The 22,116-nt window shown below is 61.0% G+C and carries 17 protein-coding genes and 1 tRNA gene; 13 read left to right on the top strand and 5 right to left on the bottom strand.

All coding sequences use genetic code 11. The annotated features are described in order from the left end of the window. Nucleotides 1-9: 9 nt before the first annotated feature. A tRNA-Thr gene (locus H6P80_RS06150) sits at nt 10-85 on the top strand. Between the two features lie 175 nt (nt 86-260). On the opposite strand, the gene H6P80_RS06145 is transcribed toward H6P80_RS06150, so the two are convergent. From H6P80_RS06145 to H6P80_RS06135, 3 genes are all read right to left on the bottom strand, one after another. Then, nucleotides 261-1,379 (bottom strand): alkene reductase, encoded by a 1,119-nt coding sequence (locus H6P80_RS06145; protein ID WP_185800424.1) that lies wholly within the window; start codon nt 1,377-1,379, stop codon nt 261-263. A gap of 4 nt (nt 1,380-1,383) precedes the next feature. After that, the gene (locus H6P80_RS06140) at nt 1,384-3,573 is read right to left on the bottom strand and encodes a TonB-dependent receptor (RefSeq protein WP_185800423.1); all 2,190 of its coding nucleotides are present in this window, start codon (nt 3,571-3,573) and stop codon (nt 1,384-1,386) included. A gap of 290 nt (nt 3,574-3,863) precedes the next feature. After that, nucleotides 3,864-4,829: a helix-turn-helix transcriptional regulator gene (locus H6P80_RS06135; RefSeq protein WP_185800422.1), complete on the bottom strand. Its 966-nt coding sequence runs from the start codon at nt 4,827-4,829 to the stop codon at nt 3,864-3,866. A gap of 244 nt (nt 4,830-5,073) precedes the next feature. On the opposite strand from H6P80_RS06135, the gene H6P80_RS06130 reads away from it, so the two are divergent. The 6 genes from H6P80_RS06130 to H6P80_RS06105 all read left to right on the top strand — a co-directional run bounded on the left by H6P80_RS06130 (nt 5,074) and on the right by H6P80_RS06105 (nt 11,448). Further along, a complete protein-coding gene (locus H6P80_RS06130) occupies nt 5,074-6,051 on the top strand; it encodes a hypothetical protein (protein ID WP_185800421.1) in 978 nt (325 codons plus the stop codon). Nucleotides 6,052-6,076: 25 nt separating this feature from the next. Beyond that, nucleotides 6,077-6,610 (top strand): nuclear transport factor 2 family protein, encoded by a 534-nt coding sequence (locus tag H6P80_RS06125; RefSeq protein WP_235973821.1) that lies wholly within the window; start codon nt 6,077-6,079, stop codon nt 6,608-6,610. Nucleotides 6,611-6,653: 43 nt separating this feature from the next. After that, nucleotides 6,654-7,178, top strand: coding sequence for a MarR family winged helix-turn-helix transcriptional regulator (locus tag H6P80_RS06120; protein ID WP_185800419.1), 525 nt, complete (start codon nt 6,654-6,656; stop codon nt 7,176-7,178). A gap of 264 nt (nt 7,179-7,442) precedes the next feature. After that, nucleotides 7,443-9,536 (top strand): TonB-dependent siderophore receptor, encoded by a 2,094-nt coding sequence (locus tag H6P80_RS06115; protein ID WP_185800418.1) that lies wholly within the window; start codon nt 7,443-7,445, stop codon nt 9,534-9,536. After that, on the top strand, nt 9,536-10,111 hold the full coding sequence (locus H6P80_RS06110; RefSeq protein ID WP_221892889.1) for a hypothetical protein: 576 nt from the start codon (nt 9,536-9,538) through the stop codon (nt 10,109-10,111). Before H6P80_RS06115 ends, H6P80_RS06110 begins: the two co-directional genes overlap by 1 nt. Next, complete coding sequence (locus H6P80_RS06105) at nt 10,108-11,448, top strand: PepSY-associated TM helix domain-containing protein (protein ID WP_185800416.1); 1,341 nt, start codon at nt 10,108-10,110, stop codon at nt 11,446-11,448. Before H6P80_RS06110 ends, H6P80_RS06105 begins: the two co-directional genes overlap by 4 nt. A 73-nt stretch (nt 11,449-11,521) precedes the next feature. Here H6P80_RS06105 and H6P80_RS06100 read toward each other — a convergent pair whose 3' ends face one another. Continuing rightward, the gene (locus tag H6P80_RS06100) at nt 11,522-12,823 is read right to left on the bottom strand and encodes an MFS transporter (RefSeq protein WP_185800415.1); all 1,302 of its coding nucleotides are present in this window, start codon (nt 12,821-12,823) and stop codon (nt 11,522-11,524) included. 250 nt (nt 12,824-13,073) lie between these two features. Here H6P80_RS06100 and H6P80_RS06095 point away from each other — a divergent pair, with 250 nt between their 5' ends. From H6P80_RS06095 to H6P80_RS06080, 4 genes are all read left to right on the top strand, one after another. Then, complete coding sequence (locus tag H6P80_RS06095; protein ID WP_185800414.1) at nt 13,074-13,739, top strand: hypothetical protein; 666 nt, start codon at nt 13,074-13,076, stop codon at nt 13,737-13,739. Beyond that, entirely contained in the window at nt 13,736-15,010 is a 1,275-nt protein-coding gene (locus tag H6P80_RS06090) for a cytochrome P450 (RefSeq protein ID WP_185800413.1), read from the top strand. Before H6P80_RS06095 ends, H6P80_RS06090 begins: the two co-directional genes overlap by 4 nt. A gap of 216 nt (nt 15,011-15,226) precedes the next feature. Further along, complete coding sequence (locus H6P80_RS06085) at nt 15,227-16,372, top strand: CaiB/BaiF CoA transferase family protein (protein ID WP_185800412.1); 1,146 nt, start codon at nt 15,227-15,229, stop codon at nt 16,370-16,372. 71 nt (nt 16,373-16,443) lie between these two features. Next, nucleotides 16,444-17,256, top strand: a complete 813-nt coding sequence (locus H6P80_RS06080; RefSeq protein ID WP_185800411.1) for an IclR family transcriptional regulator domain-containing protein — start codon at nt 16,444-16,446, stop codon at nt 17,254-17,256. 120 nt (nt 17,257-17,376) lie between these two features. Here the strand turns inward: H6P80_RS06080 and H6P80_RS06075 are convergent, their stop codons facing one another. Continuing rightward, entirely contained in the window at nt 17,377-20,196 is a 2,820-nt protein-coding gene (locus H6P80_RS06075; RefSeq protein ID WP_185800410.1) for a TonB-dependent receptor domain-containing protein, read from the bottom strand. A gap of 511 nt (nt 20,197-20,707) precedes the next feature. Between H6P80_RS06075 and H6P80_RS06070 the strand changes: the two genes are divergently transcribed. After that, complete coding sequence (locus H6P80_RS06070) at nt 20,708-21,493, top strand: citryl-CoA lyase (RefSeq protein WP_185800409.1); 786 nt, start codon at nt 20,708-20,710, stop codon at nt 21,491-21,493. Between the two features lie 31 nt (nt 21,494-21,524). After that, on the top strand, nt 21,525-22,070 hold the full coding sequence (locus tag H6P80_RS06065; RefSeq protein ID WP_185800408.1) for a VOC family protein: 546 nt from the start codon (nt 21,525-21,527) through the stop codon (nt 22,068-22,070). Nucleotides 22,071-22,116 lie beyond the last annotated feature (46 nt).

The raw sequence follows: 22,116 nt of genomic DNA, 5'->3' as shown, positions 1-22,116 counted from the left end.
TGACGGTGAGCCGGATTAGCTCAGCTGGTAGAGCAACCGCCTTGTAAGCGGTAGGTCGTCCGTTCGAGTCGGACATCCGGCACCACGCCGTCGAAAGAACAGAATTGCCGCTGAAGACCCGCTTGACCTTAGCTGCTCCGGAAAGCGGTTTACTGCAGACTGCGTCGCGCACCATCCGGTGCCCTTGATGGGTTGTTATGCGAAGGCCGCCACGAAAATGCGTTTGATATTGCGCAGGATGACGTCAAGCAGGCCATTCTCTAGCCCGCGAAAAACGGATAATCGGTGTAGCCTTTTTCTCCACCGCCGTAGAGTGTTTCTTTCTCGACCGGATTGAGATCGCGATGCTCGCGGAATCGGCGCACCAGATCGGGATTGGCGAGGAATGGCAGGCCAAAGGCGACGAGATCGGCATCGCCGCGCGCCAACGCTGCCTCCGCCAGCGCCCGATCGTATAAATTGTTGACGATCCAGGGTCCGTCGAACAACCGCCGCGCGCCGGCGAAATCGAAACCGGACGGATCGCGGGAGGTTCCGGGAGACCCTTCGACCATATGGACATAGCCGAGATCCAACATGCTCAACGCTGGTAGCAGTACGCCGTAAAGCGCGGTGGGATCGCTGTCCCAGGCGTCCTGGTAGGTCGAAACCGGCGACAGCCTGATACCCACTTTATCCGCGCCGATCGCGCTGGCGATGGCTTCGGCGGTTTCGATGACGAAGCGGCACCGTTTGACGGGCGACCCTCCATAGCGGTCGGTTCGCTGGTTCGTCCGGTCGCATAGAAATTGCGCCGCGCCATAGCCGTTGGCGGCATGAATCTCCACGCCGTCGGCGCCGGCCGCAAGCGCCATCCGCGCTGCGTGGACATGGTCTTCGACCAGCGCCTCCACCTCCCGGGTTTCCAAGGCGCGTGGCATATCAGGCTTGGCGAAGGACAGATCGTCAAGCATCACCATACCATCTTCCGCCCTGATCGCGGAAGGCGCGACCGGCATCTGCCCCTCGGGAAGATGCGATCCGTGCGCGATCCTGCCACAATGCCAAAGCTGGATGAAGATACGGCCACCTTCGTCATGCACCGCCGCGATAGGTTCCCTCCACGTCTCGACATGTTCAGGGCGATAGATGCCGGGAATGCCGGGGAAGCCCTTGGCGGTTTCCGACACTTGCGTGCCTTCCGATATTATCAGCCCCGCGCTGGCGCGTTGCCGATAGTAAAGCGTCGCAAGCGGATGGTGCAGGCCTTTGGGCGATGCCCGGTGCCGCGACATCGGCGACATGACGATCCGGTTCTCCAGTTCCAGCCCCCGCATGGAGAAGGGCTGGAACAGGCCCCCCCCGGTTTCATCGGACCCCGTCGCGGCCTGCTCCGCCATCGCCCTAGAAGTTCACCGTACCGCGCACCCCGAACGTCCGCGGCGGCAACGGCGAGCCATAGGGCTGGAGGCCGACCGCATTATTGTAGGACGCGATCGCCGCATTGTTTTCCAGGTTCCGCAGCCATGCGGAAATCGAGAAGCGATCGTCATCGTCGCGATAGGTGAGCGTCAGATCGGTGCGCGTATAGCCGCCCTGACGCGAACCTGAATTATGGCCGACATCGACCCATTGAGACGAGGTATATTTGCCGTCGATGCGCGCGGTCAGGCTGCCATGGCCAAGGTCGAATTCATGCTGATAACCGGCCGAAACCGTTACGCCCGGCGCATTGGGCACCCGGAAGCCAGTGAAATTCTGGCCAGCGAACGGCACATTGAATTCGGTGAACTCCGCATGGAGCAGCGAGATATTGATATCGAGCCGGTCGTCGGGCGTGATGAGGAAACGCGACTCGATTTCGCCGCCATAGAATTCGGCGGTTTGCGAATTCAACGTCACGAACCCGAGGATACCGCCCGGCAATATCGTGATGCCGAGGGTCTGATAGCCGCGATAGTCATAGTAAAAGGCTTCGGCATTGAGCTGCAACCGATTGTCGAGAAAGCGGTTCTTGATGCCCAGCGCATAGGCCGTGATTTCTTCGGGGCCATAGGTTGCCGGCGCCGTGAACCCGGCCGGAATCTGGTTGATGCCGCCAGCCTTGAAGCCCGTGCTGACCGATCCGTAGAGCATGGATTCCGGCCCGACATCGGCCTCGAAGCCCGCCCGCCATGTGACGGTTTCATAATTTTGGGTACTGCCCGTAGGAACCACCACCGTGGCAGGAGGCGCGGGAAAATCCGAAGGACAGGTCGGGTCGGCGCCGGGCGTCGCGTTCTGGCAATAGCCGACCGCCTGGCCCGTCGTCCGCTTCTGATCGTCGGTATAGCGAAGTCCACCGGTCAGCCGGATGTCGTTCGTGATCGGCACGGTTATCTGGCCGAAGGCGGAGCGCGATTCCGTGATGTACGGGAAGAGGTCATAGCTGTTCGCGATGAAGTCCGGGCCGAGCGCGAAGGCGGACAGAACCTCGGTATGATCGCGCGATCTCTCCCGGGCATAGTATAGCCCGGCGACCCACTGGATCGAAGAACCGGAAGGCGAGGATACGCGTAATTCCTGGCTGTGGAGCTTGTTACGGGCCGAGGGCGCATAGCCGAAGAACGGGCTGTAAGTCTGGAGATTGCGATAATCGACATAGCGATAGGCGGGCTGCCAGGTGATCGTGCCCCAATCGAACTCCAGGTTGACCTCAGCATAGATCGCGAAATTCTCGGCCTCCCAGTAATTTTCGCGGGCAATATCGAGTTCGCCCTGCCCTACATTGCCGAGGAACGGGTCCCATTCGACACCAGCGCATGCCGGATAGATGGTGATATCGGTGCCCGGCGGACAGAAGCTGACGCCGCCGCCCATTTCATCCTTCTCAGAATATTCCGCCGTCACCAAAATGCTGAGATTGCTGGTCGGTTCGGCCAGCAGACGAAGGCGGCCGCCCCAATTGTTCGCATCGTTAAAACCGCTGTCGAGATAGCCGTCATGTTGGCTGAAAGCGAAGGAACCGCGTAGCGCGACTTGCGGAGACAGCGCGACATTGAGCATCGCCTCGCCGCCGCGAAGATCGTAATTGCCCGCTTCCAGAGACACGCTGCCTTCATTGTCGAAGACAGGGCGATTCGTGATCAGATTAACCGCGCCCCCGGCCGCATTGCGGCCATAGAGAGTGCCCTGGGGCCCGCGCAGAACTTCGACGCGCTGAAGATCGAACAGGATCGGTGTCAGCCCATATTGGTGGGCCACATAGTTACCGTCGACATTATAGGTGATCGAGGGATCGACGCCGGGCTGAAGATCGTAATTGCCGACGCCGCGAATATAGACGAGCAGATTGAAAATCGGCTGGAACTCGACGGCGGGAACGAGCCCCTGGACATTGGCGAGATCGGAAATGCCCCGGCTCGCAAGCTCGTCGGATCCGATCGCGGTGATCGAAACCGGTGTGCGCTGCAGATCTTCGGTGCGCCGCTGCGCGGTGACGACAATCGTGCCCAATTGCGCGGAATCGGCGGTTTCGACCAGCTCCTGAGCGCCGCGTTCGGCGCCGCTGCCGGCCGATCCGGATTGCGCCTGCGCCTCGTCTTCTGCCGCCATCGCGTCTTCAGCATGGGCGGGGCTGCAAAGCATGGCCGGGAGTATCAGTCCCGACAGCAACCAAGAACGCCTCGGCCACGGGCAGGCCGCGCGTCGGCGCCCAATCCGAAATCCCTTGTACAACCCATCGATCATTCCGCTCTCCCCGGCCTTACAATATCAAGGCAAGGCCAGCCGTGGCAGGCGATGCCCCAATGCTTGTTTAGCGAGGGAAGACAGGAAACCGCTTGCCGAGACGCGAAACGAAGATTTGCGCAATTCGGAAGGCCGAAAAGCTGGAAAAGCAGCGATCAGTTGGCGGCGGTCGTAGGCGCGAGGCGATATTCCCGCGGCGCCATTCCGTAGGCTTTGCGAAACTCGTTCGAGAAATGCGCCGAGCTGTTGAAACCGCACCGGAACGAGATTTCGGTGATGCTGATGCCGCTCCATTGTGGATCGCGCAGGCGCTTGGCCGTCGCCTCAAGCCGGCATTTCTTGATACATTGCGAAGGGCTCATCTCGAAACCGGCAAAGGCCATCTGCACATAGCGCGCCGAAACGCCCAGCCGGCGGGCGATATGCTCGACCGACAATTCGGGCTGTCCGAAATTCTGTTCGATATAGGCCATCACCTGCTTGCGGCGAAATTCCAGGGCATTGGGCGAATCCGCCGGAATCGCCTTATCGAAATGGATGCTCATCAGCAGATATTCGAGAAAGGACCGGGCGAGATGCGGCGCTGCATCCCCGAATTTTCCTGCATGCGAGATCAGAAACGCCGATTCGAGCATTTCCTTCAACACCGAATTGACATGGTCGGGAAAGGTAAGCCTGCGACCGACCAGTATCCGCGAACACGGGATACTGGTTTCGAAAATATCGCGGTCGATAATCAGCGATGTCGTGCGATAGGGTTTGGGAATGGTGATCTTGATCGGCATGTCCGAACTCAGCACGGTCAGCTGTTCGGGGTTGAGGATCAGCGCCTCGCCGTCGGGAAGCTCGAGTTTCTGAACCTGATCGGCAACATAGATATAATATTTCCGTTCCTTGCGGCGCGGGGGCGGGTCGTTGCGGATCGAAAGCGGCGGCAGCGATGCGCTTGCGATGCCTATTCCGTCCACCGTCTCGCCGCCGACCTTGAGGCAATTATCGTCCCGATCGAGCAGTCGCGCTGTCCAGTCCGAAGAATAGGCCGATGAAAGCATATCACCGATAATCGCGCCGCGTTCGGACGGCCTTGCGCGTTCGAATTCGAGTGAATTCGTCTCCTGCATAGCACTCCCCTCCCATGCGGTCGGCTGGCCCGAAGGGCCGCCGCCGGCTTTATCTTATGACACGGATAATTGCCCTTACACGGCGAAAGAGCAAGTCGCCGCCGCGAAGCCGTTCGCCAAAGCCTTGGTTTACGGCGAAAAATGCCTAGCTCCTTCGGTTCTCGGCAAAGTTTTGCTTCGGAAAAGCGAAAGTAGCGCGCGGAGTCGTTCCCTTATCCTTCGCCAACTCTGCAGGGGAAAATCGATGGTGGGATGGAAACGCGTCGTCGCACTGGGTCTCATGTCATTGCTGGCCGCCGTCCCCGCCCATGCCTTGCAGGATGGGGCCTGCGACCGCCAATGCCTTGACGGTTTCGCCAACGCCTATCTCGATGCGCTGATCGCGAACGATCCCTCGGCCCTGCCGATGGATGCCGACGTCAAATATAGCGAGAACCAATCGCTGCTCCGCGTCGGCGAGGGCGCCTGGCAGACGGCGCGCGAACTTGGCGATTACCGTATCTATGTCGCCGACCCGGGTGTCGGCCAGGTCGGCTTTATCGGCAATATCCGGCTTGAAGGCGGCTGGACGATGATCGCGCTGCGCCTCAAGATTCGCGGCCGCCGCATTGTCGAAGTCGAGAGCGTGATCCCCGGCCCCGCGCCAAGCAGCGCCGGTTTCAGTTTCGGCGACGCCGCCGCCAATCTCGCGACGCCGCGCGCCATCTATTCCCAAACTCTGGAACCTGCGCAGCGCCGCGATCGCGGTACGCTGATCTTCCAATCCGATCTTCACTATGAAGGTGTCGAGCGCGGCAATGGTGATATCGTGCCCTTCGCCAATGATTGCCTGAAGATCGAAAACGGGGTGCAATTGATCCGCAATCCGGATTTCCCCTTCCCCGCCGCCTCGCCGAGCGGGCGCGAGTTGCCGAACTTTTCGTCCTTCGGATGCCGCGACCAGTTCAACACCCATATCTGGGATACCGATACAGTGACCGACCGGCGCTATCCGATCGTCGATCGCGAGCGCGGGATCGTCTTCGCCTTCGTCATGTATCACCAATATCTGCGCGCGCCGTGCGCCAATGTCGTGGACTATGGTACGGTGTGCCCACCTGCCCATGTCGAACCCTTCACGCTCGTGCTGGCCGAAGCCTTTCGGCTGAGCGACGGAGAGATCCAGGGTGTCGAGGCCGTATTCACAGCGCTGCCGACCGTCCGACTTCGCGGTGTCTGGTAGCAGAGCAGGAGAGATTTTGGTGGACATGGACAAGGACGAGGTAGCGGCGCTGGTCCGCGAGGTTCGCTATCTGCGCGACCGGCAGGATATCCTCGATTGCATCAACAATTACGGTCGCGGGCTCGACCGGCTCGACGCGGATCTGATCCGCGATGCCTTCCACCCTGACGCCACCGACAATCACGGGCCGTTTCTCGGCGGCGTCGACGCGTTCGTGCCCTTCGCGATCGACTGCGAAGCGGCCTTCCTCAACACCCATCACGGCATCACCAGCCACAATTGCGAGATCAAGGGCGATACCGCCCACGCCGAAAGCTATGTCTTCTGGTTCGTGCAGATGCCAGACGGCGAGAAGATCGGAGCCGGCGGCGGCCGCTATATCGACAAGCTGGAACGGCGGGAGGGGAAATGGAAGGTCAGCCTGAGACGGCTGCTCATGGACTGGACCTTCCAGGTGCCGGAAGACAAATGGCTCGGCGACGAATGGTCCGGCGTCAAAGGCGAACGCGACAAAACGGATCCTTCCTATTTGCGGCCGATGACCATCCCCCCCGCCTAGCCCGCTTGCAATCGCGCAAAACAGGAACAAAGGGCGCCCGATCATGGCAGATGCGCGCGAAAGCGGCAGTTCCCGCAGCCCGGCTGAACGATCACGCGAGACGGGCGATCGCCCGCTAGCGATTCCCGATCTGGGCGACATTGTCGGCTATCAAATGTCCCTCGCTATCGGCACCATTCGTCGGCACTTCGACACGCATTGCTCCCATTTGGGACTAACGCAAAAGCAGGTCGCGATATTGTGGATCCTCGACGACAGCCCCGACACGCTGCAGGCCGAACTGGCCAAAATTCTGAAAGTGGCGCGCGCATCGGTATCGGCGCAAATGACCGGACTGTTCGAGAAGAAGTACATCAAAGCCTCGCAAGACCCGGCCGACCGGCGCCGGATGCTGCTTCGGGTAACGGCAGCGGGGCAAGACGCGCTCGGCCAGGGGAAGAAGGCGACAGAGATGCACGAGCAATGGCTGGCATCCCAGTTTTCTGCGGATGAACGCCTACAGTTGCTGGGTATGTTGCAAAAAATACACCAGCTCGACATTGCATACGGACCGTTGTTTCCGCGGTAGCAATAGGCTCGCCGCAGCCCCCTCCCATAACGATTCCAGGCCTTCCTGAAATCCCAGGGTAGAAGTCGGCAAATTCAGCCAGAAACCGGCCTTTTCCGGATGACGGCTTGCCCGTTATTTTCCCTATTTTTCGCCTTTCGACAGGCCTCTGGTCACCGAATTTCTACAAGGAACAAGCCTTTCCCCAGAGTTTACTTGCTAATGCAAATGATTCGCATTATTGGCTCGGGCGGATTCAGTCACTCATGCCTCCGGGGGATATCGATGAAAATTTCCAAAGTCCTGCTCATGACCTGCACCGCACTCACAGCCAGCCAGGCCATGGCCTTCGACGAGGTCGAGGACAGCATTCGCAACCGGACCCAGATCATCGTGACCGGGGCACAACTGGAAAGCGACGCCGCGACCAAGACCGACACGCCGGCAATCGAAGTGCCGCAGCCGGTCACCATCATCGAGGACGATGTCTATCTCCAGCAGGGTGCGATCTCGGTCGGCGATACGCTGCGCTACGTCGCGGGCGTCCAGGCCAATCCCTATGGGCCGGACAGCCGCGTCGACGGCGGATTTATTCGGGGTGTGAACGGCCTGCAATTCCGCGACGGCATGCGAGATGTCTTCAGCTACTATGCCAGCATCCGGGCCGATCCCTATAATTTCTCACAGGTGCAGGTCGTGCGCGGCCCTTCTTCGGTGCTGTTCGGCGCGGGTTCGCTGGGAGGCATCGTCAATCTCGTTTCGAAAACGCCCGAGTTCGAACCCGGCGGCGAAATTTCGCTGCGGTACGGCTCCTTCGATCGTTTCGAGGCGCTCGCCGATGTTACCGGTCCGATCACGGACACGCTCGCCGCACGCCTGGTCGCGCGAGTCCGCGATTCCGGCACGCAGGTCGATTATGTCCCCGACGATCGCATCCTGATCTCACCGTCGCTCAGCTGGGCGCCGACGCCGGACACCAACGTTACGGTCATCGGCCTCTACCAGGAGGATGACGGCGGTTCGACCTCCCAGTTCCTCCCATTGGTCGGGACGCTGTTCGACAACCCCAACGGGCAACTGCCGTTCGACCGGTTCATCGGCAAGCCGGGCTGGGACCGCTATGACGGGCGGCTGCTCCAGGGAACCGGCCTGATCGAACATCGGTTCAGCGATCGGGTCCGGATCAATATGCGCGCGCGCTACATCGATAGCGATCTCGATTATTTCACCCACTATCCGGACAATTACGCGAATCCGACCAACCCGTTTCTCGATCCAGACCAAAGACTGATCGGGCTTTATTCGGACGGCAGCATCGCGCGAATGGAAATATTCTCGACCGACAACAATTTGCGGTTCGATTTCAACACCGGCGAAGCCGTCGAACATGTCCTGCTTGCCGGCGTCGACTATAGCTGGAACCATGTCCGCAAGACCGGCGGCTTCGGCTATGAAATCATCGACATCTACAATGTCGATTATGATGCACTCTCCGACTATGGCGGCGGCCTGCCGGCGCCTTTCGGGCCCAACGAGGATGTCGAGCAGGAACAGCTCGGCTTCTACCTGCAGGATCAGATCCGCTTCTTCGACCGCGTCTCGATCGTGCTCGGCGTGCGCCACGACAATGTCACGTCGGACAGCTTCAGTGTGGAGGCGATCGATTCCAGCGCGACATCGTTCCGTGCCGGCATCATCGGCGAGATCATTCCCGGTGTTTCGCCCTTTTTCAGCTATACCGAGAGCTTTGAGCCAATCTCCGGCGTCGCGAGCAACGGCAACCCCTTCGTCCCGAAAAGCGGCCGACAGTTCGAAGTCGGCGTGAAGATCCACCCGGACGACAGCACGCTGATCACGATCACGGGTTACGACATCGAGGAATCGAACCGCCCCGTCGACGATCCCTCGACGCCCGATCCGTTCGATCAGATGCAGGCCGGTTCGCTGAGTTCGCAAGGCTTCGAAATCGAAGCGCGGACAACCCTGCCCGGCAATTTCCAGGTCATCGCCAATTACAGCTATAACGAAGCGGAGATCGACGGCACCAACCAGCAGCTCGACAATGTCCCCAAGCATAATGCTTCGCTCTGGGTAACCCGGCCGTTCCAGCTTTCTTCCGAAGTCTCGCTGCTCCTGGGCGGCGGCGTGCGGCATACGAGCGCCAACCGCTCCTATGGCCCCGCCTTCCCGGACGGCATCGTAACTCCGAGCTATACGCTGGTGGATGCGGTCGCCGAGCTGAACTGGAACAGGTGGAGCTTCGCGATCAACGCGACCAACCTGCTGGGCGAAGATTATTACTCGGCCTGCCTCGCCCGGGGCGACTGTTTCAACGGCGCCCAGCGGAATGTTTTCGGTACGGTGAGCTACCGCTTTTGATGGGCTATCCGCTGCTCTGGATAGCCGCGGCGATGGCGGCGGGCGGCGTGGCGCTGCTCCGCCTGTCCTGGGGGCGGCCAAAACGATCCCCCACGCTGAATGCGGCGGGTTGGGCCGCGCTTGCGCTCGCAATGATTTTCGGCTGGTCGGATTCCGGCGCCTGGGGAAGTTCGGTTACCGCGCTTGTGGCCATGGCTGCGGCGGGGTTGGCACTGGGCCTTGCGGGGGCGCAAGCCCGACCGGGCAAGGCCCCCGCCTCCAATGCCCGCGTCCGGATGCTTCCCGAAGGCAGTGAACCCCGGCGGCTGTTGGGCCGCAGCCTCACCTTCCTGCTCGTGATTGTCGCCGGGCTATTCATCTCGATTGGCCTCGCCGTTGTGGTCCGCGGCCTAGCCCACGCCGCGGGGTGGGGCGAGGCAAATGCAAACGCCTTCGCGCTGTTGATGATGCCCTTCCTCTGGGCGGTTCTCGCCTATGCGATCCTGATCCAGCCGCGCCGCAAGGTGCAATGGGCGATCCTGCTTGGGAGCGCCGCGCCCGTCCTCCTCGTCCTTGCCACGGGAGCCCTTCGATGACCCAAGCGCCCTCCCTCTCGCTCGTGAAGCGGGCGCTTTCGGCCCATGCGGCAATCGGCCTGCTGGGCGGCGCGCTGCTCTACCTCGTCTGCCTGACCGGAACCATTGTCGTCTTCTACGAAGAATTCCACCGGATCGAACAGCAGGACGCGCCGGAAATGGCCGAGGTCGATCCCGGCGCAGTCCAGCGCGCCGTCGAGGCCGTGCTGGCCAGCGAAGCGGGCCAAACGCCGACGACGCATCTCTACGTCCATATCCCGGTCGCCGATCTGCCGCGCACGACTATCACGACCGACACCCAGGCCGTTCATGTCGATCGCGATGGGACTATCGCCGCGCCGGAGGAGAATGGCTGGTCCGAATTCTTGCTGGCCCTGCATTATACGCTGAACCTTCCCGTACTGATCGGCATTACGATCGTGGGCATATTGGGCGTGATGATCCTCGCGCTGGCGCTTTCGGGCGTGGTCGCCCATCCGCGCATCTTCCGCGACGCCTTTCGCCTGCGCACGCGCAGCAAGGGCGGCGTCGCGCTGGCCGACTGGCACAACCGGCTGAGCGTGTGGACCCTTCCCTTTTCCGTCGCGGTCGCGCTGACCGGGTCGATCATCGGCCTGGCGACTGTGACCGGCTATGGCATGGCCGCGCACTATTATGACGGCGATATCGAGGCGCTTTATGCACCGATCTTCGGCGGCGAGGCCGAGGCCGATCCCGCGCCTGCGGGCATCCCGAACGTCGCCGCGGCGCTTCGTCATATGCAGACAGCCTATGCGGCCGTGGAGCCGACTTACGTCATCGTCCACGATCCCGGCACGGCGGGCCAGCATATCCAGATCGTCGCCGAGCATTCGCGCCGGCTGATCTTCGGCGAATATTACGCTTTCGATGCCGAAGGGAATTTCGAAGGCACCGCGGGAATGGCAGACGGCGCGATCGGCCAGCAGGCCGCGGCCTCCACCTATAATCTCCACTTCGGCAATTATGGCGGGCTGCCGGTCAAGATTGCCTATTTCCTGTTCGGGCTGGCGCTGACCGCGATCTGTGCGACCGGCACCTATATCTGGCTCGGCAAGCGCCGTCGCCGTGGCCTCAACGAACCGCGCCTGCTGGCGGCATGGGACGGCGTCGTCTGGGGCGTGCCCATCGCGCTGACCGCGACATTCCTGGCAAGATTGGCGATGGGCAACGGTGCCCCGTTCACGGCAACCTTCTGGTTGCTTGGGTTCGCCATCGTTATCGCGAACATCCTGCTGGCCAATCGATACCGCACACGGCGCCCCTTGCAGGCGGCTTTCCTGTTGGCCGTCATCGCGAGCGTCGCGATCGCCCTATGAACCGATCGACCGCGATTAATGCCCGAATTCCGGCCGCCTTGCGAAACGGCGAAATCGCGCGTCTCGAAATGCATCAGTCCAGCCCGGTCATTCGCTTCCGGCAAAAGACGGCGAGCAGCAGAACGCACGCCAGACAAAAGCCGGCGCACACGACGAAGCTTACACTATATCCGCTCTCGCTCGTGTAAGCCCAGCCGGCGAGCGCGGGGGCGCTCATGCCTGCCACGGCCTGTAACAGGAACACCGCGCCGGCGACCTTGGCAAAGCCCGAAGCGCCGAACCGGTGGGCGATCGTTGCGGGCTGGCAGACGATCGCTCCCCCTGTGCCGATGCCGATCAGCAAGGCATAGAGAAAGAGCCCGCTGCCCTCCACGATATAAGCCGCCGTCAACAGTCCCAATGCGGTTGGCACCAGCAATCCGGCCCAGACAAAGGCAGGATTGTAGCGATCCCCCAGGAAGCCGACCGCGGCCTTTGCGGCCAAGCCCGACAGTGCGTAGATGGAAAGCGCGTAACCGACTTCGGCCGTTTGATGCCCGGCATCGATCGCATTCGCCACCCCATGCGCGAGCACGAGACTGAGGCTCGCGGTCGTGACGGCAGAGGCGACAATGATCGTCCAGAAATCCGCCCGTCCGAGCGCTTGGGCCAGGGTGACGGTCACCGCCTTTGCCGGCGTCTCGTCGGATTTTATGGCCGCCGGCTTGGCCTTGCCATCGGGATATTGGCCAAGGTCGCGCGGATATTCCCGAACGAGCGTTGCCGCCAGCAGCGTAACGACGAGTGCCAGTCCGGCGAGAATCCACCAGCCGGTCCGCCAGCCGGAACCGTCTTCGCCGACGATCACGCCGAGCGCCGGGGCGATGATCGCGCCTCCGCCCGCCGATGCGCTCAGCATGATCGCATAGGCGAGCGCCCGGCGCCGGACGAACCATCGAGGAATGGCCGTCTGCGCCGTCAAATTACCGCCCGACGCCACCGCGAAGCCGATAATCCCGCCAAAGCAGATTGTTGCCTCCAGCGGCGTGCTGACGATCGTGGCCATCGCGACAGACCCAAGCAGCAGGCAGAAATTGCCGATCGTCAATGTCCAGCGCACGCCGATACGGCCGATCATCATGGCAACGAAAGGCGAACTCAGTCCGATCATTCCAAAATAGATCGAGAAGGGTGCGCCCAGGGCCTCGCGTGAAAAGCCGAGATCCTGCGCCATCGCCGTATTGATGATCGACCCTCCCGTCATGGGGAAGGCAAGATTGACGAACAGGATGAACCAGAAGACCGCGAGCAGCGTCCAGCCATAGAAAAAGCGGCGCGGCGTTTCGGCCTCGTCGCTGTTCAACGGATCTTCGGAAACGGTATTGCGGGCGATCATAGTGCCGGAAAGACGGAGGAAATGGACCGCCCATATCCGGACGACACGGCCACGAAGTGCCCTCGCCGATTGCCGGTCAAGACGACCCTGTCGATCCTGCGTGTTTCTGACATCCCACTCCATCTTTCCGTTCGCTTCCGTTGCCCGGAAGTCCGTTAAATTATCCCGCAGCCTATGGAAGCCCTTGCGGCTTTGACTTTCGTCGCATATCGAAATATAATTCGTCAATCGAAAAAACATGGGGCAGGATTTGAAACGGCAGCACATCTTCCTTGCATTGAGCCGCCCGCGATCGGGTCGCGAAGACGAATTCCATCAATGGTATGATAGCCATCACCTTCAGGATGTGGTGGATTTGTGCCCGGGGTTCGAACGCGGGTTCCGCGCCTGGGCGACCGACGACCGGCCGGTCGGGGATCTGCTGCAATGGCCAAGCCTCGCCATATACGAACTTCGCGAGAACGACGTCGCCGCAATCCATCGCGATGTTACCCGGAATGCCAAGGATTTCACGCCGTCCAACGGCGTGTTCGAGGACGACCATGTCGCCTGGGTCTATTCACCGGTCGATGGCGATGCTCCGGCCCCCGATATCTTCGGCGACGCTACCCGCAACCGGGACGGAACCCATACGCTGCTCGCCTTCGGCAACGACCTGCCGAACAAGCGTTCGATCGTCCATGATGGGATCGATCTGAACGTGGATTTGCTCGAGGCGAATGCGGACCAGCGCGGCGGAATCACCCTGCCCTGGCGCCAGCTTGCCAAAGTCTCGTTCCGGGACGCGGATCCGGAGGCCGTTGCCGGCGCCTTCGGGGCGCAGTTTTTCCCCGAAGCGATGCGCATCTATCGTCAAATCGGCCCGATTGCGCTCGGTGGGTCGGCCGATACACCCAGTGAGAGGAATGCAGAATGACGATCGTCAGCGATATCGAACCCGCCCCGCTGGAAGACAGCGTCAGCGAATGGCTTGCCCTCAATTCCGATAGCCGGCTCGACCGGTGGGACGTTTACGCACGGCTTCGAGAGGAAGCGCCGATATTCGATTATGGGGATCAGACCTTCCTTTCGCGCCACAAGGATTGCGTGAACATTCTCCGCGATCACAAGACCTATCTCAGCGGCTTCGATCCCGAAGGCGAACGCGTGATGGCCGTGATGGCGAGCCTCGACCCGGAAAAGCAGCGCAAATATCGCGAAGTGCTCGATCACCAGCTCCGCTGGCTCACCTCGAGCAACGCGGAGAAACATGTGGCGTTGCGGAGCCTGGCGACCCGCGTGTTCTCGATGCGCGCGATCGAAAATATGCGCGAACGTATCCAGCGGGAAGTCGACGAGCGCCTCGATGAACTTGAGCCCCGGGACAGTATCGAGATCATCTCCGAATTCGCCTATCAGCTGCCGCTGACTATCATCTCCGAAATGCTCGATATCCCTATCGAAGTGCGAGAGAGCATCCATAAATCCTGGCAGAGCATGACGCAGCTTATCGGCAATCCGCCCGAGCGCGTCCCCGAGGTCATCGACACGGTCCATGCCGGCATGGCCGAACTGGAATCGCGCCTCCAGCACACGTTCGACACGCGGCGCGGGCAGCAAACCACCGATCTGCTGGCACGGCTGCTCGATGCCGAGAATGACGAGAGCGGCATCATCACCGACAAGGACATTATGGGGATCGTGGCGCAGATGGTTATCGCCGGCCACCAGACCACCCAGGATACGATCGGCAACGCGCTGCTCGAACTTTTCGGCGACCGGGATCAATGGCGAGCGATTTGCGAGGAACCCGAACTCATTCCCAATGCGGTAGAGGAAGTATTGCGGCTGCGCTCCCCCGGCCAGATGGTCAATCGGATTTCACGGACCGACACGGTGATCGGCGAACGCGAGATTCCGGCCGGCACAAGGCTGACATGCCTGCTGGCCTCGGCCAATCGCGATGCTGCCGTTTTCGACGATCCGGACCGTTTCGACATCCGCCGCGAAAATGCGCGCCAGCATCTCGCCTTTTCCTCGGGTGTTCATTTTTGTCTCGGGGCCTCGCTGTCGCGGATGGAGTTGCAGATCTTCCTGGAAACCTTTTCGCGCCGCTTTCCCGACGCGGACCTCGCGGACAGCCATGTCGAATGGCTTCCAAACAATTTCCTGCTGGGCCTGAAGGAACTTCATGTCCGGTTCCGCTAAATCTGGGAATCGCGAGGGCGGCCGCCCCGGCCTGTCCCGGTCCGCTTCTTCCGGGAGATGGACCGGTCCGGCGGAACTGGCGCTGGCCCCCCTGCTTCCTGGAAATTGCATTCGGAATATCGGCGCTTGATGCGCCGGCGTCGGTTTTTTGACAGGATGTGCTGCTTACGGACATTTTACGGCAGTCGGCACGCCACCTGTTTGTGGAGATAGTTGATGGCAAAAGTGCTCAGTGACGTTCGTGTCATCGAGATGGGAACCTTCATTACGGGCCCGGCGACCGGAATGTTGCTGGGCGATCTCGGTGCGGACGTGATCAAGGTCGAGCACCCGAACGGAGACCCTTTCCGGGCCTTCAACGGCAGTCTCTACAGCGCGCATTTCCAGACCTACAATCGCAACAAGCGCAGCGTGACGATCGATAGCAAGACCAAGGAAGGCCTGGCCGAACTCGACGCGCTGATCGCCGATGCCGATATTTTCATCCAGAATTTTCGTCCGGGCGTGGCCGAGCGGCTCGGCGTCGACGCCGAGCGGCTCCAGGCGCTCAACCCTGCGCTGATCTACTGTTCGATATCGGGCTTCGGCGCTTCGGGACCGGACCGCGACAATCCGGCCTTCGACAGCGTCGCCCAAGCCGCAAGCGGTTTTTTGCGCCTGCTGGTGAATCCCGAACACCCCCGGGTGGTCGGCCCGGCAATCGCGGACGCCATCACCGGCTTCTATGGGGCCTATGGCATCCTGGGCGCGCTCCACGAACGCCACTCCACGGGAATAGGCCGCGTGGTGGAGGTTTCGATGCTCGAGGCGATGACCCATTTCAATCTCGACGACTTCACCCATTATTTCGCGCAAGGGGACGTTATGGGGCCCTATAGCCGGCCGCATGTCTCGCAATCCTATGTGTTCGAATGTTCGGACGGGCGCTGGCTCGCCCTCCATATGTCGTCGCCGCCGAAATTCTGGGAACAGCTGGCCGATGCGCTCGGGATGCCCGAAATGCTCGAACGGCCGGAATTCAAGGACCGCAACGCTCGCATCGCCAACTATGACGGCGTTCTCGCAACGCTTGCCCCGCTGTTTAAATCCCGCAGCCTCTCCGAATGGTGCGGGAGGCTTAGAGAACGGGATGTCCCCCATGCCCCGCTCTACGCCTCCAACGAAGCTCTTGAGACCCCGCAAGCCCGGCATCTGCAATTGCAGATCGAAGCCGAGCACCCGCAAATGGGGCGGTTCCGGACGGTCCGGTCACCGGTCAGTTTCGATGGCGAGCGCAGCCTGGAGGTGAAAGCGCCGCCGGTGCTGGGCGAGCATAATGAGGAAATTCTCGGCGTAAAAACGCCTGAGGCAACGGCAAAATAACTTCGGAACCACTGGTGCACGGGGTTTGGATAACGGTATAGCGGCGGCATCGCTGTGAAGGGTGCCAATTGATGAAAGCGCAAAGCCGAAGGGACGGAGACCCCGAATTCCTGTCGACGCTCGAACGCGGCCTTTCCGTGCTCCGTGCGTTCGACCAGACGCGGCCGGAGATGCAGCTCAGCGAAGTCGCGGCCGTTACCGGGCTCAATCCGGCTGTCGTGCGGCGCTGCCTGAACACCCTCGTAAAGCTCGGCTATGTTGCGCAACATGGGCGGCGCTTCCTGCTCCGGCCGGAAGTGCTCGTTTTCGGCTCGGCCTATCTGGCCTCGATGAATCTCGAAGAAGTCGCCGCACCTGCCCTGCAGACCGTCAGGGATTCAACGGGGGACAGCGCTTCGCTCGCCGTGCTTTCGGGCGACGATGTTCTCTATCTGCTCCACGTCTCGACCAACCGCACCATCCGGCTGCGTGCTGGCGTGGGCACCCGCTTCCCGATCTATGCAACCTCGCTGGGCCGCATCCTGCTTGCTTACAGGGACGACGAGGCCATCGAGGATTATCTGTCCCGCGCCAAGCTCGAACGGCTGACCGAGCACACGATCACCAGCGCCGCGACGCTCCGCAAGATGCTGAAGACGGCGCGCAAGGACGGCTATGCCTCCGCGCAGGACGAACTCGACTACGGCATCGTGTCGGTTTCGGTTCCGGTCATGGCTTCGGGCGATCAGGTCGCCGCGGCGATCAATTGCTCTACGTCCACCACGCGCGTTTCGCGCGAGGAATTGATCGAGACCCGTTTGCCCGAGCTCCGCGCCGCCGCGCGGAAGATCGGCGACGCTCTCGATCGCTGGCCCTTCCTGCTGCATTCACTCAAACAGGTTTGAACGCCCTCCCCCCAGCTTGAATCGCGCCGGGCTTCAAACGCGGCAGGCATCATGCCTAAAATATCCGGCGCGCTCGCGACAGCAGGATGCTGTGCTATGCGAGCGCGCCGGCAGGACGGGTTAGAAGTTGACGCGGAAGCCGGCGGTGAACTGCCGACCTGTCGTGTCGTAAAGATTGTTGAGCGTACCGAGCCCGAGACCCGGCACCAGGTTCCCGAAGAAGATCGGCGGGGTATCATCGAACAGATTGTTGACGGTAAAGAACAGTTCCGCATCTCCATTGAAGAAGCCAGGCCGGGCGGTGACCGTCAGATCCGTGGTGAACCATGCCGGCATATTCGGTTCGGCATAGGTCAGCGTCGGCCCGAGCTTGATCTCCCCGATCATATTCTCCTGGACGAAAATCGAGAAGTCATCGCTGTCATAGCTCACGCTGAGTGCGCCCTTCCAGCGAGGCACGGTGGTATCCCCGCGCGCGCCCAACGTGCTGTAGCCAGCATATTCGATAACCGGTTGGCTGCCGCTCAACTGCCGCCGGAAGCGGTCGACATAGGTCGCATACAGCCGAACCGCGAGTTGGCCATCCGCAAAGCCGGTCCGGTAAGAGGCATCGATGTCGATGCCGCGCGTTTCGATCGTCGAAATGTTGATCGGCGTGACCCGTATCTCGGTCGGCACATTGGCAGGCGAGGTATCGGAAAACGGCAAGGGTCTCGAAATCGTGTCGCAGGACGGCGCCGTCCCGCCGCTGCTCTCGCAATCGAGCAGCACCTGGATCGCGCTCAGCGTTGAAATCGCGCCCCGAAGATCGATCTCATAGGCATCGATCGACATCGCGAAACCGGGGAGGAAACTCGGCTGCAGCACAACGCCGACGCTCCAGCTGTCCGATATTTCCGGCTCCAGATCGGGATTGCCGCTGGCGCGCTGGCTGGCGCCGAACGTAACGTTGGTATGGGGATCGAGCGCGGCCGCCTGGGTGACCTGCGCGCCGGCAAAAAGATCGAACAGCGTAGGCGCCCGGATATCCCGGGACCGCACGACGCGGAACCGGATATCGTCGATCGGCGCCCAGGTTCCGCCGAGCTTCCAGGTCGTGACTCCGCCGCTGGTGCTGTAGTCGGTGTAGCGGATGGCGCCATTCAGATCCAGCTGCCGGGCGAATGGCTGATCGGCCAGGATGGGCACGGCAAGTTCGCCATAGACTTCGCGAACGCTGTTCGAGCCGCTGGCTACGCCGGTATTGGTCAGATAATAGCGAGGTGTCGTCGGCGGCAGACCGCGCAGGCCGGTAATGTCCTCCGCAATGGCCGGGTTGGAATTCGACGTCAGGTCAAGGCTCTGCTCACGATATTCGACACCCACGGCAAAGGATATCGGGCCGGCGGGAAGATCGATAAGATCCCCCGATAGTCCGACGGTAATGTCGTCGGTGCTGGTTTCCGCGCGATAGGTCGAAACGCCCATCACATAGTCTCGCGCTTCGGGAGAAGCGGCGCCGAACCCAAAGGGATTAAACGGTACACAGCCGGCATAGCGCGCCCGGACGTCCGGATCGGGGTCGAGCGTGGGTCGGCACACGATATTACCGGTAGCAGGATCGCGGACGGCATCGATCGCCGCCGCGAAACGGGTATATTGATACTGGTTGGGCTGCGAGAAATTGAACACCGAATTGCCGTGCGTATAATCGACATTCCAGTTCAGGTTGCCGATTTCGCCTTCGAGCCCGGCGAACACCTGATAGTTGCGGATCCTCTCGCGCGCCGGGATCGGCCCGAATTCCAGAAAAGCCTTGCGGAGACCGAATGATTCGACATTCCCCGCCGTAAGCTGCGCCTGGAGATCAGCCGGCAGGAACGCGTTTCCGCTAAAGATAACCGGCGTGAACGTAAGGAGGTTCGGCAGCGAGCCATATCGTATCACCGATTCCGAGCCCATGAATTGCACATAGGCGGCCACGGTATCGGCCACGTCATAGTCGACACGGCCGAAAATCGTGTCGGTACGAAGCGCTGCGCTCGCGCTCTGCGAGGACGGCCCGTAATAATAGTCGCCGCCGACGAAATAGCCGGCCGAGCCGGTCGGGGCGCCGGGATCGAGCGGCCGATATTGTCCGCCGGGCAGGAAAAGCGTCCCCGCAAAGGGGCCGTTTGCCGCATGGCCGTTGAACGAGGAAAAGCTGAAACCCGCATTGGTCTGGAAAATCAGCGGATTGGCCGCAGTACCGGACTGCCCGCCTCCTATCACCGAGCCAACCGCGAGCCCGCGCAGGTCGAGCGCCGGGCGTTGCCCCTGCGTATAGCCGTCGCTTTCAATATGTTCGTAGCTCAGCAGGACGTGGAGACGATCGCCGAGATCGAAGCCCCCTGCCGCTCCGCCGCGCAAGGTTTCATTGTCGCCGCGCGTCGAAATGCCCGCCTGGGCGAAGCCCCGAAACCCGTTGAAATCCGTATCCAGGACAAAGTTCACCACACCGGCGACCGCATCGGAACCATAGGATGCGGAAGCGCCCGCCGTCACGACTTCCACCCGCTCCACCAGGGCTTGCGGGATAAGGTCGGCATTGACGGTACCAACATAGGTGGTCGGCGAAAGCCGAACCCCGTTGATCAGGTTGAGGGTCCGAATAGGCCCGAGCCCCCGCAGGTTGAGAACATTCCCGTGATCGGGAGTCGCGAAAGTATTGCTGCTGGCATTGGGACCGGAGGAGCCGACGAATTGCGGCAACCGGTTCAGCCCGTCGGGCAGCCCAGACGGCGCGGCCCGCGTAAGATCCTCGCTCGTGGCGATGGTTACCGGTGTCGGCGATTCATATCCATCGCGAACAATGCGCGTCCCGGTAACGACGATCGCTTCGCTTGGCGTCTCTTCTGCACTGACCGAGGAGATATTTTCGGTTTCTTCCGTGTTTGCCGACGTCTGCGCCGCAACAGGCATCGCCAGTCCCGCGACACAAGCAGCCGTAGACAGCATCCGAACCTTTAGACCCACTGACCTCACTATAACCTCCCCAATGTATATATTATTCAATAATAGTTTTTTATTTGATCTGAATGTAATTTTACTTGAAAATTCTACGATTCTATCTGCAAACAGAAATATTTATTCTTCGAATTATACGAAACGCCATATCGATTATTTTCGATTATCGAATTTTAATTCGTATAACGAACTCCTAGCATGACTTTTGCCGTCGCGCAATGCCGCTTTCCCTCCAGCAACGGCGATCGGCCGACAGGGGCCCGGCCAGCCCCTTGCCGCCGAGCTGCCCACTCCGGGTGGGCGTGGGCAAACCTCGGACCCGCTCATTGCATATATAAATTCGTTATACGAATATATTTTCACATTACGAATTTCTGTTGCGGGAAGAGTGCAATTCCGATTATGCTGGCCAATAAGCCAAAGGCATCGAACCGGCCGGCCGCGTGAGCGGGCCATGAGAGGAAGCATGAGAATAGGAAAGCAGGAGCAGCGCTATTCCGCGATCTGCACATCCGACTCGGAAACCATCACGGTGCGGGGGCGCGATCTCTGTGGCGACGTTATCGGCCGGATGGATTTTACGAGCTATTTCTGGCTCCTCATCACCGGCGACGAGCCCGACGCGGACCAGTCCTTCCTGACCAACGCCGTCCTCGCCGCGATCGCCGAACATGGCCTGGTGCCAAGCGTGGTCGCAGCACGCATGACTTATGCCGCCGCCCCCGAAGCTCTTCAGGGCGCCGTCGCAGCAGGGTTGCTCGGCTGCGGGTCCGTCGTCCTCGGCAGCGCCGAAAATTGCGGCCGCTTCCTCGCCCGGCTTTGCGAAGAAGCTGCGGAAAGCGAAACGTCGCCTGCAGATGTTGCGGCTCGTGCGATCGCCGCGATGCGGAGCGAGAAAAAGGCCATTCCCGGCTTCGGCCATCCCCAGCATTCGAACGGGGACCCGCGCGCCCACCTGCTACTGAAGCTGGCTGCGGAAAGGGGCAAGGAAGGCCGGCATATTGCAATGCTGCGCGCCGTGCATGCGACGCTGCCCGAAGCCTTGGGACGACCATTGCCGATCAACGTCAACGGAGCCATCCCGGCTGTCATGCTCGATATTGGTTTCCCGCCGGGCGCGCTGAAGGGCATTTCGTTGCTGGCTCGCACGGCGAGCCTTATCGCGCATCTCAAAGAGGAGCAGGAACGGCCTATCGGTTTCATCCTTTCGGGCGAAGCCGCGCAGGCGATCGAATATGATGGGCCGGAATAAAATCGAACTATCGGAGCAGGAGCAGAAGATCATGACAGGCAACCGACCCACGAGGCTGCATCATACGGCCTATGTCAGCAAGGACCTGGAAGCGACACGGCAATTTTACGAAGACGTGATCGGAATGCCACTGGTTGCGACCTGGTGCGAAAAGGATTTTCTGTTCGGTGCCGATCGCACCTATTGCCATTGTTTCTTCGAACTTGCCGACGGCAGCGCGCTCGCCTTTTTCCAGTTCGCCGATCCGGATGATCAGGCGATGTTCGGCCCGGCAATCCCGGAATCGCCGTTCAATCACATTGCGCTCAACGTGGACGCGACGACCCAGAACGAAATCGAACAGCGAATCAAACAAGCGGGCTATGCCGAACCGGACAGCTATGTTCTCGAACATGGCTATTGCCGATCCGTCTATATCAAGGACCCCAATGGCATGATCGTCGAGTTCACCTGCGACGATCCGCGGGCGTCCGAGGGCGATGCCGATCGGCGCGCAAAGGCACGGGCTGAACTCGAACGCTGGCTTGCCGGGGATCTCAGGACCAACAATGATTTCCGGGACGATCATGCCGCCTAGCCGGCTGTGTCCCGGCATCCCGCCCCCCGCTTATCGGGCCGGTGGG

Source organism: Parasphingopyxis marina (assembly GCF_014237875.1).
GTDB lineage: Bacteria > Pseudomonadota > Alphaproteobacteria > Sphingomonadales > Sphingomonadaceae > Parasphingopyxis > Parasphingopyxis marina.
The sequence above is the reverse complement of the archived record's forward strand: the minus strand, read 5'-3'. Positions and strand labels throughout refer to the sequence as shown.